This is a genomic window from Mucilaginibacter sp. BGA-UO-ETr-C110 (assembly GCF_059567985.1).
The window spans coordinates 5,790,248-5,804,323 of the sequence record NZ_JCAQPB010000002.1 but is presented as its reverse complement, the minus strand read 5'-3'; the positions used below and the strand labels follow the sequence as shown (position 1 = coordinate 5,804,323).

Genomic DNA, 14,076 nt, shown 5'->3' with positions numbered 1-14,076 from the left:
AAATTTTTTTCAAATAAAATTTGCGTAAGTAAATACTTACATATATATTTGAGTAAGCAAACGCTTACATATTATGACAAGTACCAGAAGAGACGTATTCCAGGCCATAGCCGACCCTACCCGCCGCCAGATCATTAACCTGATCGCGCAGCAACCCCTGAACCTGAATGCCATTGCCGACAACTTTGAGGTAAGCCGGCCGGCCATATCGCAACATATCAAGATCCTGATAGAGTGCGGTTTAATAGATATTAAAAAAGCCGGACGCGAACGCTATTGCGAAGTGAGGCTTGAACCATTGAACGAAGTGGCCCAATGGATAGAGCCATACCGCAGGAGTATAGAAGAACGCTTTACTAAAATGGATGATCTGCTGGCGCGTATGCAAAAGGAAAATGGATCAAATGATAAAAAATAAAGAGGCACCAATTAAAAATTAAAAAAATGGAAAAGAATCAAACAACCATCGCCGCCGTACCCGGCAAACAGGAAATTTTCATCACCCGGGAATTTGAAGCTCCACGCGAGCTTGTGTTTAAAGCATATACCGACCCTGAATTACTATTACAATGGCTGGGCGGCCAATGCGACCTCACTATGAGGATAGAAAAATTTGAAGCCAGGGCAGGCGGATCCTATCGCTATATTCATACAGACCCGGCCGGTAATGAGTATGGTTTTCATGGAGTTTGTCATGAAAGTACTGCCCCCGAACGTATCATCCAAACATTTGAGTTTGAAGGCTTACCGGAAGCAGGTCATGTAGCAATGGAAACTACAAAATTTGAAGCCTTACCCAATAACCGGACAAGGATAGTTACACAATCTGTATTTCAATCCGTTGCTGATCGCGATGGAATGCTGCAATCGGGCATGGAGCAAGGCGTTCTTGACTCGCATGCGCGACTGGAAGAATTGCTTGCGAGTGTTACAGCTTGATAAGGCACAAACCAAATTATTATAAAGAATATGTCATTGCGAGCGCAGCGTGGCAATCTCGTAGAATACAGAGCCGTCTTGCATTGTTCGCGATTGCTTCGTCGTTCCTCCTCGCAATGACATTAGGGAGACTCGTTATAGGTAACGCACATCTGTTAAATAAAGTTAAATCCCTCTTTATGATTACTTTATCAGCAAAAACAATGGTATGTTGCAGCGATTAATCTATCACTGCATATGAAGCCATTATTCTACCTGTTAACCGGCATCGTTTTGTCTGGAATCGTGACTTCCTGCAACAGCCCCTCTAAAAACCCAGGATCAAATACTATTGATAAAATAGTCGTTCATGATAATGGCGTCAATATAGCTTATACAGATACGGGTAAAAATGATACCACTTTACTTTTTGTGCATGGCTGGTGCATCAACAAATCGTACTGGGCCGATCAGGTAACTTATTTTGGCAAAAAATACCGGGTGGTGGCTATTGATTTGCCTGGCTTTGGGCAATCGGGTAAAAACCGCAATCAGTGGAACACACTGGCATTTAGCCACGATGTTGATTCGGTGATCAAGCAGTTGGATCTGAAAAAGGTGATCCTGGTAGGTCATTCCATGTCGGGCGATGTGGTATTACAGGCTGCCGTCGATAATCCCCAAAAGGTAATTGGCCTGGTGGTGGTCGACATTTTTAAAAATGTTGGAAAGAACCAGGTGCAAACCGCACAAGCAAAAAAAGAATATGCCGCTGCTATAGATTCCCTGAAACATCATTTCAAACAAATAGCTTTTGAATACTTCAATCAGTCTCTCTTTTATACCACAACTACCGCGGCAGTTAAAAAAAGAGTACTTAACGACGTTGCCCATGTGGATACTGCAATTGCCGCCGCCTGCATGGAAGACAATAACGACTTTAACGAGATAGCCGGGCTGAAAGCAGCGAAAACAAAGTTATACCTCATCAACAGCGATGTAGAACCTACCGACACCACTCATTTAGCAGCCAATAAGATCCCCTTTAAATTACTATACATTCACGCTACCGGGCATTTCCCTATGATTGAAAAACCACAGGAGTTTAATGTTCTTTTAGATAAGGCGATTGCAGATATTAAAACCCGAGAATAGTGAACTTTTGAATAGGTTTTGCTTCTGCAAGAGCAGAATAATGTATCTTGTAAGTGCATAGAAAACTCAATCAAAATAAATGAAATACCTTCTTTTCTTTATCCTGTGTTTATGGATTCATGCAGGATCTGCGCAATCAAAACTGCCGGTTATCAAAGCCACCTCAAAAAGTGCGGATATCAATGACGGAGGCTATTTAGATAAAAATGCCTGGACACTTTCGCCAAAGATCAGGCCGGATGTGTTTACTGCCGAAAGGTCAAGAAAAGCCAAATGGGTTACTTTTTATACCAACATCGACTCCATCAGGGTAAAAGTAAAGCCAGGGACTAAATTTAACTTCGTGGTATTGTTAAATGGTAAAGATTCCTGCTATACGCAAATTGCAAGCGCTATACCACCCGAAGATAAATCACAAAATAATATTGCCACACATGATACTATCCCGTTTACGTTAACCGCCAATAATGCCATCTGTGTAAAAACCATCATTAACAATATCGATACTTTAAACCTTGATTTTGATACCGGTTCCTGGGATTTTAGGCTAACCAGGGATGCTATCCTCAAAAAAACAAAGCTACTATCCAACCAGCCCGATGCTTTGGCCGGTAAAGCAAAGCCTAATTACAATAATTTAATTAAGGTTTTTAAATTACAAATGGGGAAATCCGTTTGGACCGATCCCGAAATAGTGGCTACAGGATTAACCGCGTACGATATGGACGGACGTTTTGGCTGGAATCTGTTTGAGAGCAAAACTTTGGAGATCAACTATGATCAAAATTTGTTGATCATCCATTCCAAACCCTTAAAAATCCCCAAAGGTTATGTGCGATCAAAGCTGGAGATCATCCGCTCTTTTGTTACCGCCAAAGGGACTTTTGAAATAGAAAATAAAAAATATACTGGCAGTTTTTTATTTGATACCGGCTCAGAACAAGCCGCAGTTGTAGATAGTACCTGGGTAAGCCAGCAAAATTTCCCCAGGAATTTAAAGCTGCTCAAATCATCCGTAATTCATGACCCAAGAGGAGTTGGATATGAAACTAAAATAGTGCTTGCTCCTGCATTAAAGATCAATGGTTTTGAACTGACCAATATCCCAACCCTTATTTTAGGTAGTAAAAACCCGGTGGGCTTTATGATCAACTATTTGGGCGATGATGTTTTGAAGAGATTTAATATGATCCTGGATTTCAAAAACGATTACCTCTATCTGAAACCTAATAAATTAACAAATTTAAAATACCGGGAAAGCTCCTGATAATTTCCTTTTTTATCCTATTCTCCACAGTCATCCTGAACTTGTTTCAGGATCCCACAGGATGGGTGATCATCATGCATACAATCAGCTATAGGAGATGCCGAAATAAATTCGGCATGATTCAGTATTTATACAGAAGCTCCCCCTTTGGTACCCTTGAACCGGTAAAGCAACTATCTTCTGAAATTAAAATTATAAGCTATTCTTAAACCAGCCACCGGCACGGTAGTGTTGCCGCTTGTCCTGCTCCACTTTAAAACGCTGCCATTCAGGTTGAACTCCACATTGTTTTGGTTATCAAGCGGAACCTGGTACCCAAGAGCAAGCGTGCCTCCACTGCTGGACCTGTCGGCATTAATAATTCCTATAATTCCGGCACTCGCAAACCATTGTTTATCAAAATAGTATTTGCCGCTAAAAGCAAGGCTAACTCCCCCCAGGTCGCCCCGGGTATAGGTACTATAACCCATAGGGCCCTCATGAATAATCGCATTGTCGCCTTTTATTTGCTTAACACCGATTGCAGGTACCAGCGCAAAGGCATCGCTAAGGCGTATATTACCCTGAACATTGACATCAACTCCGGGGCTGTAACCCGATGCAAATGGTATATTGGCACCCAAACCAAGGCCTATTCCGCTGTGTGCCTGCGCATGAACAGTGGCATACATTAGCACCATTATAACCGTTAATATTGCTGATGTAAAAACTTTATTCATCATTATTTTCTGTACTAATATCTCAGGCCTCAATACAACAACTGATCATACGGATACCTTTCGGTATGTATGGCCTTTACTTCGTTGTAAAGCAGATCCCTGAATTCATCTACGTTTTCTTTTTTAGTAGCTGATATAAATATCGCAGGACTGTTATTCTTAGCCATCCAGCTATGTTTAAAATCATCCAAAGTAAGTGGCTCTGCCTGTGGCTCCAATTGATGCTCTTCGGGTTTAAAGGCATCTATCTTATTAAACACCGTGATCATCTTTTTATCAATAGCGCCAATATCTTTCAGGGTTTCGTTTACTGTACGGATCTGGTCTTCAAAATTGGGATGCGATACATCCACTACGTGTACCAGGATATCAGCTTCGCGCACCTCATCGAGGGTCGATTTAAAACACTCCACCAGGTGGTGAGGCAGCTTACGAATAAATCCAACCGTATCTGATAACAGGAAGGGGACATTCTCGATCACTACTTTCCTAACCGTAGTATCCAGCGTAGCGAACAATTTGTTCTCGGCAAACACGTCTGATTTGGATATCATGTTCATGATGGTTGATTTACCAACGTTGGTATAACCTACCAAGGCGGCACGTACCATCTGATTACGGTTTTTGCGCTGTGTTTCGTTCTGCTTATCTATTTGCTTTAGTTTTTCTTTCAGCAATGATATTTTATCCAGGATCAAACGTCTGTCAGTCTCAATTTGGGATTCACCCGGACCACGCATACCAATACCACCTTTCTGGCGCTCTAAGTGAGTCCATAAACGGGTAAGGCGGGGTAACAGGTATTGCAGTTGGGCCAGTTCCACCTGGGTTTTGGCCTGGGCGGTTTGTGCCCGGTTGGCAAAAATATCCAGTATCAGGTTATTACGATCAAGTATTTTCACCTGCAATTCCCGTTCAATATTACGCAGTTGCGATGGCGATAACTCGTCGTCAAAAACCACCATATCAATCTCTTCTTCTATAACAAAGGCTTTAATATCTTCCAGCTTACCAGAGCCTACAAAAGTTGCCCTGTCCGGGCGTTGTAGTTTTTGGGTAAAGCTCTTTACGGTTTCGCCACCGGCTGTGGCCACTAAAAACTCCAGCTCCTCTAAATACTCCTTCTCTTGCTCATCGGTTACGTGCGGTGTCATTACACCAACCAAAACAGCTTTTTCCTGCTTCACAGCAGTATCATAAAATTTTTGTTTCATTAATTACAGTATATCAATCTAAATGCCAGTTCAACAAATGGCATACATTTAAGCACAACCTTTATTTTGCTGATGCCAAAATTACAGTAAAGCAATATATAAATTATATTCTATTTACTATACGCGCCAGCCTTTCAAATAATTACAAGTTTACGGTCAGCTCTTTGATCAAAAACAAGCGCAAATACAATTAACTCTATTAAATTGTTTTTTTTATTTTCATTTTATTAAATTGCTATATTACTTTAGTAATTTATTTGTCACTACTGATTAAACCTTAGCACATGAACAGAATCTTTACCCTATTCCTTTTAGGGTGTATGGCAGTTGCTGCCAAAGCGCAAACACCCGCACCTGTACCCACCACACAAGCATTTGGCAAAGTTGATAAAGCCGATCTGGAACTGAAAGCCTGCGATTTTGAAAAAGACGCCAACGCCGAGATCCTTTTTGACAAGGCCGAGGTTTACTTTGACCAAACCTATAACATTGTGACCGAAAGGCACAAACGCATTAAAGTATTTAACGATAACGGCAAGTCGGAAGCCAACATCCGCATAGAATATTATAGCGCCAACCGCCTCGAATATATTACAGGCCTGCAGGCACAAACTATCAACTCCACCAATGGCACGGTTGAAATACTGAAAGTTGATAAAAAGCAAATATTTACCGAACTGATAGACAAGTACCGCTCCGCCATGGTATTTTCTTTTCCGAACGTAAAGCCAGGCTCCATCCTCGAGTACAAATACCGTTTAACCTCCGCCTCTATTGACCTTCCGGATTGGTATTTCCAAAGTGACCTGCCAACCCGTTATAGTGAACTAAGTACCAATGTACCTGATATTTTATATTATAAACAACTGGTAAATGTGCACTCCCCTTATGTGGTAGATAAAACCAATTCAAGTAACGCCCATATCCAGGCACTGGCCAACATTCCTTCATTAAAAGACGAGCCGTTTATGAGTTCCCGCAATGATAACTCAGAACGCATCCTGTTTCAGCTGTTAAGTATCAAACCAACTAATGGCTTCACGCAAACTTTTCAAGATTCCTGGAAAAAAGTTGGTCAGAACAAGGCAGACGAAGAAGATTTTGGCGGCCAGATAAACCGTAAACTTGCCGGCGAAGAAGCCATTATTGCCAAAGCCAAAAGCCTGAAAACCGACGATGATAAGATCGCCTACTTATTTAACGAGGTTAAAAACACCCTGAAATGGAACGATGACTATGCCCGCTATACTAATGATGGCACGGTAAAGGCCTGGGATAAAAAAATAGGCAACTCCACCGAAATTAATCTGATACTTACCCACTTGCTCAAAAAATCGGGGGTTAAAGTATACCCAATGCTCGTGAGTACCCGTAGTCATGGTCGTGTTAACCCGGCTTATCCAAGCTATTATCAGTTTAATACCACGGTGGCTTATGTTCCGGTTGACAGCAATAAATACTATGTGCTTGATGCCACCAGCAAATACAATATTTACAACCAGGTACCTAACAACTATCTAAACTCATTTGGTTTATATATTAATAAGGACGACCAAGTTTATGATCTCGCCTTCTTAGATGATAAAGACCCTGTTAGGCAGGTAGTACTCATCAATGCCGAAATAAAACCCGAGGGTAAAATGACCGGAACTGCCGATATCAGCAGCTTTGTTTATAACCGCGTTAATTGTATCAAGAAATATAAAACCGATGGTGAAAAAAAATACATCGACTTTTTGCGCAACGACAATAATAACATGAAAATTGCTTCGGTTAAGTTTGAGAATATGGAGGTTGATACCCTGCCGCTGCAACAAAAAATGGACTTTAACCTCGATCTTACCGGGGCCGATGACAATTACATTTACTTTAATTCCAACCTGTTCACCGACCTTAAAACAAATCCTTTTTTGAATGAAAACCGTGTTACAGATATCGATTTTGGCTATCGCGACAACTACGCCATAACCGGCATTTTTAAATTACCCGCCGGTTATAAGGTTGATGCCATGCCCAAAAGCATCACCATGATGATCCCTGATAAAAGCATTGTTTTCAGGCGTATGGTTGCCGAGCAGGATGGCTCCATCATGATCAGGCTTAATGTTGATTTTAAACAATCCATGTATTTTAAAGAGAACTATCCTGAGTTTCATGAATTCTGTAAAAAAATGTACGAAATGTTGAATGAGCAGGTAGTACTCAAAAAAGGTTGATAAATTATGCTTACTAAAAAATATAACAGGCTGCTATTAACTATAGCAGCCTTATGCGCACTCTGTAGTCATGGCTACAGCCAGGATAAAAACATCCCTAAAGATCTGTACATAGCCTCAACCATACCCGATTCATTAAAAGAGGATGCCAACGTGGTGATTCGCTATGAAGCACGTGAAACTATTGTGAAGGAAGCAGGCAGGCAGGTCACCAAAGAACATAGCATTGTAACCGTGCTCAATGATAAAGGCGATGCAGATGCTACCTTTATATTGCCTTACAACAAAAAATACGATTCATACAGCGGCATCGAAATAAACATTTATAATGCGGCAGGCCTGCTGATCAAAAAATATCACAAAAGCGATATGTACGACGGCTCGGCCGCTGATGATGAAACCATGGTGACCGATCAGCGCTTTTTGGCCATACGCCATGCCATAGCCGCCTATCCCGCAACTATTGAAATTCAGTATGAAGAGAACGAAAGCAGTTTTATTAGTCTGAACAGCTGGTATGTACAAGATAAAATGGAGCAAGCCGTACAAAACGAATACTGTAAGATCTCGGCAGCCCCTACCCTGGGCTTCAGGTTCCAGAACAGTAATACCAATATTAAACCCGTTAAAAGCAATGCAGATGGCCTCGACACCTATACCTGGACGGTTAAGAATCTCAAGGCTATCAAAAAACAGGAACATATTGTAAGCTGGACCATCATCCCCAAGATCAATTTCGCATTAAGTACTTTCAATTGCTATGGCTATCCCGGCGATTTTACCAGCTGGCAATCATTCGGCAATTGGATAAAATCATTAAATGATGATGTTTCTTCCTTAAGTCCCGAACGTATCGCCCAGATAAAACAAATGACCGATACCATCAAAACCGATAAGGAGAAAGCCCGCTTTCTGTATAACTATATGCAAAAAAGCATGCGCTACGTTGGTATCCAATTAGGTATCGGGGGTTTTAAACCCTTCCCGGCCACTTTTGTCGACCAGAAAAAATACGGTGATTGCAAAGCGCTTTCCAATTACATGCGGGCTTTGCTTAAGGCTGTTAATATACCATCAAATTATGCCATTATCCGGGCTGGTTACAATGCAGAGCCAGCCAACCAGGCATTTCCCAATAATTCCTTTAACCATGCCATATTGTGTATTCCCTTTAAAAATGATACCACCTGGCTGGAGTGCACCAGCAGTACAACCGCATTTGGCAAACTGGGGCCATTTACCGAAAACCGCAACGCCCTGCTGATCACAGACGAGGGTGGCAAATTGGTAAATACCCCCCGCAGCAATCCACAGGACAACCAGCTTAACGGCCAGGTGCATCTGGTATTGGATGCCGACGGAGGTGCCAAAGCCCACATCAATATTTTAAGCAGCGGCGAGTACCGCAGCATGTTTGTTGATGTATTGCCCACCTACAAGGCTGATGAACAAAAAGAGTACCTGTTAAAACACCTGGATATCAAACAACCTTCTGTTTTTAACTTTAAACCTGCCGATGACACCAAAGGCTTTAAGGAGGTAAACATTGATATGGAGTATGATAAGTTTTGTGACATCGCTACCGGCGATAAGCAATTTTATCGTCCGCTGGCCTTTATGCTTTGGGACCTTACCCTGCCCGCCGAAGAGAAAAGAAAAACCAATTACTATTTCAAGGCCCCGGTTGCTAAAACGTGTGTAACCACTATTGATCTGCCAGTAGGTTTCGAAATGGAAACCCTCCCTACCGATCAAAACCTGAAGTTTACGTATGGTAACTATGAGGCAAAGTATCAGTACGATGCTACTAAAAACCAGGTGATCTGCACCGCTAAATTCAACTTAACCAACCAGATGATACCCGCCGCTAAATACACCGAAATGCAGGTTTATATGGATGCCGTGGCTAAAGCTCAAAATAAAAAACTGGTGATTCGCCGCAAAGCTTAAATTTGCGCCTGATGATATTCAGGCTCGATAAACGTTTAGTATTTCCTGAGCCCGATCTGGCCGAACCAGACGGGCTTTTGGCTGTAGGCGGCGACCTGTCGACCAAGCGCCTGCTGCTGGCCTATCAAAACGGCATCTTCCCCTGGTATAGTGATGATACGCCTATCCTGTGGTATTCGCCGCATGAACGTTTTGTACTTTATCCGCAAGAGCTCAACATATCCGGTTCCATGCGCCGTGTACTCAACTCAGGCAGGTTTAGTGTTACTGCCGATACCTGTTTCAATGAGGTGATCACGGCTTGCTCCACCGTTCCACGTGAGGGCCAGGATGGTACCTGGATCACCGATGATATGAAAGCGGCCTATAACCGGCTGCACGCCGAAGGTCATGCCCAATCTGTTGAGGTTTGGCAAAACGGCGAATTGGTTGGAGGCATCTACGGCGTACAGGTAGGTGATGTTTTTTGCGGCGAAAGCATGTTTAGTAAAGTAAGCAATGCCTCCAAAACCGCGCTCATCCACGTATGTCAGAGCGGTCTTTATAAACTGGTAGATTGCCAGGTGCATACCAATCACATGGAATCGATGGGTGCCCGCATGATCAGCCGGGAAGAGTATATGGCGATTTTAAACCCCGAAAATTAAAAAAGCTTTCAGCCTTAAGCCTTCCGCTTTTAGCTCCGATATAGTTACCTTTGAAACGTGCAGCAAGCAAACACCAAAGAACGTATTATTTTAGGCATCGACCCCGGCACCGCCGTGATGGGCTATGGCCTGGTTAAAGAAACCGGACCAAAAATTGAACTCATAGCCCTGGGCGTAGTAAAGATGGACAAGATGGACGATCATATGCTCAAGCTGCAGCGTATATTCGAAAAAACCGTAGCCCTTATTGATAATTACAAGCCCGATTGCCTGGCTATTGAGGCCCCTTTCTATGGCAAAAACATACAGGTAATGCTCAAGCTGGGGCGGGCGCAGGGCGTAGCCATGGCAGCCGCGCTCTCACGCAGTATCGATATCACAGAGTACGCACCCCGTAAAATAAAACAATCCATCACGGGTAATGGTAACGCTACTAAAGAACAGGTGGCCGCCATGCTGCAAAATCTGCTCAGTTTTAAAGAAACCCCCGATTTTCTGGATGCAACCGATGGCCTGGCCGTTGCTGTTTGTCATTCCTTTCAACGCATATCCACCGGCAGCAAAAGCGGCAACAAAAAATCATACTCCGGCTGGGATACTTTTGTAAAGGATAATGTGAAGAGGATTGTGAAGTAGATGTGCGGATTTCAGATGTGCAGATATGCGGATGTGCAGATGAAAAACAATAAAAAACCACGTCATTGCGAGGTACGAAGCAATCTCTAAACTATAAAGATCGACCCTGCCTATCGGGGATTGCTTCGTACCTCGCAATGACGCGTGGAGAAAGCATCCCTCCAAAAAATCAATCCTTCAACGCGGCTTTGATCTTTTCTTTGGTGGCGCTAAGCTCCTCGGGAGTAAAGCTTAATTTCGGACGGGCAAAGTTCATGTCATCAACCCGGTTCATGGGTATCAGGTGGATGTGCGCATGGGGTACTTCTAAACCGATCACCGCAACGCCAACCTTTTTACAAGGGATAGCCTTTTTGAGTGCAGTTGCTACAATTTTCGCGAAAATGTGCAGCCCGGTATAGGTTTCATCATCCAGGTCAAATATATAGTCAACCTCTTTTTTGGGTATCACCAGCACATGCCCTTCGGCCAGCGGACTTATATCCAGAAAAGCCAAAAACTCATTACTTTCAGCTACTACATGCGCAGGAATCTCCCCTGCTATTATTTTTGAAAATATGCTCATGGTTGGTGAGTAGTTTATTAAGTTGATTATTGGGTGGTTGATTGGGTTAACGATTTTTTAAAACTTAATCAACCACTTACCTAATCAACCATTCACAAATGGCCTTATCTGCTAATTTCCAGTATCTCAAATTCAATAACACCGGCAGGTACAGTGATTTCGGCGGTTTCACCAACTTTTTTACCTAGCAAGCCTTTAGCAATAGGCGATGTAACCGATATTTTACCGGCTTTCATATCGGCTTCGCTTTCTGATACCAGCTGGTAGCTCATGGTAGCGCCGTTTTTAACATTCTTGATCTTTACAACAGATAAAGCCAATACTTTTGATACATCCAGTTTCGACTCATCAAGCAAACGAGCATTGGCCAGGGTTTCCTGCATCTGTGATATTTTAGCCTCATGCAAACCCTGCGCTTCTTTTGCCGCATCGTATTCCGCGTTCTCAGAAAGGTCGCCCTTATCCCGGGCCTCAGCTATCGCTTTTGATATATCCGAGCGTCCGGTAGTTTTTAATCGCTGTAACTCTTCTTTTAATTTTTCTAAACCCTCTTTGGTAAAGTATGATACCTCTGCCATAACAATAAATTATTAAATGTTTATTCTGTTGGTCATCCAAAAAAAAACCGCCCCCCTTGTTTTAAGAAGGACGCAATGACTCTAAAAACAAACAAGACTACATGGGCCCGAGCCTACATAGTCTTGCTTTTGTATTTAACGAAGATAAGTTATTTAAATTTTAATATCCAAATTTATTTACCGGCTTTGCGGGTTAGCTAATAGTTAATGGTTCATAGATCATAGTTCATAGCAAGAGAGAATATGGAATATTTATTACTACCATGAACTATCAACCAAATGTCTTGGCCATGAACCATCAACTATGATCTATGAACTAACCGCAACCAGCTTCTCGGCCATTACCTCGCTTATTTTCCGGTACGAATCAAATGTCCAGCCGGCAACGTGGGGGCTCAGCAGCACCCTGCCGCTTTGGCGCAGTTCATCAAACCAAACCTGCTCGGCCAGGGCCGGGAATTTTTCTACCTCTAATACATCCAAACCTGCGCCCAGTATTTTACCTTGCTTAATAGCGTTCAATACAGCGCTCACCTTGGCGGTTTTACCGCGCGAAGTATTGATAAAAAATATAGGCTTTTTAAAGTGGAACAGATATTCGTCGTCCACCAGTCCGTTTGTTTCGGGGGTAAGCGGTATATGCAGGCTCAGCACGTCGCTATGCTTCACAATGTCTTCCATACTCACTTCGCGGGCATAGCGGTCGCTGAAGCCGGTTTTGTACTTATCATAAGCAATTACATCCACCTGGAAGCCCGACAGCTTGCGGGCAAAGCTATGCCCCATATGGCCATAGCCAATAATGCCTACGGTTTTACCTTTAAGCTCAAAGCCCCGGTTGGCCTCACGCTGCCAGCTGCCGCCGCGTATTTCGGCATCGCCTTTATTTAAATTGTTCATTAACGATAGCAGCAGACCTATGGCATGTTCACCAACGGCATCAGAATTACCTTCGGGTGCGTTGATGAGGCTGATACCCTTTTCCGCGGCATAGGCCTCGTCAATATTATCCATACCTGCGCCGGCACGGGCCACAAAGCGCAGATTGGTTCCGGCATCTATCACCTGTTTATCAACCCTGAATTTGGAGCGGATCACCAGTCCGGCATAGTCGCCAATGATCTGTAAGGCTTCGTCGGCTTTGATCAGGGGTTTGTAATCACACTGGTAACCTTTGGCAACGGCCATCTCCATAAATATGGGATGCACATCGTCGACAATAAGAATGTTATTTTTCAATTTCGAAATATTAGGAAAGGGCGAATTTACAAAACCTCATGTGATTAGCCATCAGCTATTTATTGCATGCCTCATTTTTACAGTTTGAATATAATTAGGGGATGAACTCTTTAATTTCGCGCGTCATTGCGAGCACAGCGTGGCAATGACGTTATTTTTTACACATTTCGCTCTCTCTTTATGCTAGCGATGTCGGGTGAGTCGTTTCGCCCCCGTTTAAATATATTTGTTCAGCAACAAATCTCAATTATGGAAAACTTACAGAAACAGGTTAAGGCATTAAAAATATACGCGGGCGTTTTAACCGTAATAGTACTGGTGTTTATGGTCATCGTGCTTAAACAAGTAAACGCTGCCGGTCATTTTAAACAGATTACTGCCGAGCGCATCGATATTGTGGATGCCAACGGTCAGATCCGCATGGCTATCAGTAACCATGAACGTCAGCACCCGGGAACCATCGGCGGAAAAGAGCTACCTAAACGCGACCGTCCCGCCGGCATGATATTTTTTAATGATGATGGCGACGAATGCGGCGGACTGGTGTATGATGGCAATAAAAAGAGCGCCAGCATGACCTACTCTATCGATCAGTACCAAAACGACCAGATCATGCAGATCCAATACAGCCAGGATAAAGATGCAGGCAGCCTGCAGCGCAGCTATGGTTTAAAACTGTGGGATAAGTACGATAGCTTTCCAACGGTAAAGGTAATAGCCTATGCCGATTCATTAAAAAAACTAAATGATACTGCTGCCTACAATGCCGGCATTAAAAAACTACAGCAACCGGGTGTAATAACCGCCGAACGGCTTTTTGTAGGTAAGAACGCCAAAGGCGAAGTCGGTTTGTTTTTGCGGGACGATAAAGGCCGTCCCCGCCTCAGAATTTATATCAATCAGCAAAACCAACCCATTATGGAAACCCTGGATGACAAAGGCGAGGTATTGGCATCAAAATAAGTGGCAGCT

Annotated in this window: 14 protein-coding genes; 9 read left to right on the top strand and 5 right to left on the bottom strand. The window is 43.0% G+C overall.

What is annotated here, in order from left to right; translation table 11 throughout:
* Nucleotides 1–73: 73 nt before the first annotated feature.
* The 4 genes from AC57BQ_RS25060 (at nt 74) to AC57BQ_RS25045 (ending at nt 3,340) form a co-directional block, all read left to right on the top strand.
* Nucleotides 74–418 (top strand): ArsR/SmtB family transcription factor, encoded by a 345-nt coding sequence (locus AC57BQ_RS25060; RefSeq protein WP_496408846.1) that lies wholly within the window; start codon nt 74–76, stop codon nt 416–418.
* Between the two features lie 26 nt (nt 419–444).
* On the top strand, nt 445–939 hold the full coding sequence (locus AC57BQ_RS25055; protein ID WP_496408845.1) for an SRPBCC family protein: 495 nt from the start codon (nt 445–447) through the stop codon (nt 937–939).
* Between the two features lie 237 nt (nt 940–1,176).
* Nucleotides 1,177–2,073: an alpha/beta fold hydrolase gene (locus AC57BQ_RS25050; protein ID WP_496408844.1), complete on the top strand. Its 897-nt coding sequence runs from the start codon at nt 1,177–1,179 to the stop codon at nt 2,071–2,073.
* 79 nt (nt 2,074–2,152) lie between these two features.
* The gene (locus AC57BQ_RS25045) at nt 2,153–3,340 is read left to right on the top strand and encodes a hypothetical protein (RefSeq protein WP_496408843.1); all 1,188 of its coding nucleotides are present in this window, start codon (nt 2,153–2,155) and stop codon (nt 3,338–3,340) included.
* Between the two features lie 173 nt (nt 3,341–3,513).
* Here AC57BQ_RS25045 and AC57BQ_RS25040 read toward each other — a convergent pair whose 3' ends face one another.
* Together AC57BQ_RS25040 and hflX are read right to left on the bottom strand one after the other, a co-directional pair.
* Nucleotides 3,514–4,062, bottom strand: a complete 549-nt coding sequence (locus tag AC57BQ_RS25040) for a hypothetical protein (RefSeq protein WP_496408842.1) — start codon at nt 4,060–4,062, stop codon at nt 3,514–3,516.
* A 26-nt stretch (nt 4,063–4,088) separates the two neighbouring features.
* On the bottom strand, nt 4,089–5,273 hold the full coding sequence (hflX, locus tag AC57BQ_RS25035) for a GTPase HflX (RefSeq protein ID WP_496408841.1): 1,185 nt from the start codon (nt 5,271–5,273) through the stop codon (nt 4,089–4,091).
* A gap of 284 nt (nt 5,274–5,557) precedes the next feature.
* On the opposite strand from hflX, the gene AC57BQ_RS25030 reads away from it, so the two are divergent.
* The 4 genes from AC57BQ_RS25030 to ruvC are packed head-to-tail and all read left to right on the top strand — an operon-like array spanning nt 5,558 to nt 10,722.
* On the top strand, nt 5,558–7,489 hold the full coding sequence (locus AC57BQ_RS25030) for a DUF3857 domain-containing protein (protein WP_496408840.1): 1,932 nt from the start codon (nt 5,558–5,560) through the stop codon (nt 7,487–7,489).
* 6 nt (nt 7,490–7,495) lie between these two features.
* Nucleotides 7,496–9,439 (top strand): DUF3857 domain-containing protein, encoded by a 1,944-nt coding sequence (locus tag AC57BQ_RS25025; RefSeq protein ID WP_496408839.1) that lies wholly within the window; start codon nt 7,496–7,498, stop codon nt 9,437–9,439.
* Between the two features lie 11 nt (nt 9,440–9,450).
* Nucleotides 9,451–10,086, top strand: coding sequence for a leucyl/phenylalanyl-tRNA--protein transferase (gene aat / locus AC57BQ_RS25020; RefSeq protein WP_496408838.1), 636 nt, complete (start codon nt 9,451–9,453; stop codon nt 10,084–10,086).
* 57 nt (nt 10,087–10,143) lie between these two features.
* Nucleotides 10,144–10,722, top strand: a complete 579-nt coding sequence (gene ruvC, locus AC57BQ_RS25015; protein WP_496408837.1) for a crossover junction endodeoxyribonuclease RuvC — start codon at nt 10,144–10,146, stop codon at nt 10,720–10,722.
* A 169-nt stretch (nt 10,723–10,891) separates the two neighbouring features.
* On the opposite strand, the gene AC57BQ_RS25010 is transcribed toward ruvC, so the two are convergent.
* From AC57BQ_RS25010 to AC57BQ_RS25000, 3 genes are all read right to left on the bottom strand, one after another.
* Nucleotides 10,892–11,287: an HIT family protein gene (locus AC57BQ_RS25010; protein ID WP_496408836.1), complete on the bottom strand. Its 396-nt coding sequence runs from the start codon at nt 11,285–11,287 to the stop codon at nt 10,892–10,894.
* A 104-nt stretch (nt 11,288–11,391) separates the two neighbouring features.
* A complete protein-coding gene (gene greA / locus AC57BQ_RS25005) occupies nt 11,392–11,865 on the bottom strand; it encodes a transcription elongation factor GreA (RefSeq protein ID WP_090472776.1) in 474 nt (157 codons plus the stop codon).
* Between the two features lie 309 nt (nt 11,866–12,174).
* A complete protein-coding gene (locus AC57BQ_RS25000; protein ID WP_496408835.1) occupies nt 12,175–13,104 on the bottom strand; it encodes an NAD(P)-dependent oxidoreductase in 930 nt (309 codons plus the stop codon).
* Nucleotides 13,105–13,353: 249 nt separating this feature from the next.
* Here AC57BQ_RS25000 and AC57BQ_RS24995 point away from each other — a divergent pair, with 249 nt between their 5' ends.
* The gene (locus AC57BQ_RS24995; protein WP_496408834.1) at nt 13,354–14,067 is read left to right on the top strand and encodes a hypothetical protein; all 714 of its coding nucleotides are present in this window, start codon (nt 13,354–13,356) and stop codon (nt 14,065–14,067) included.
* The last annotated feature ends 9 nt before the right edge of the window (nt 14,068–14,076 follow it).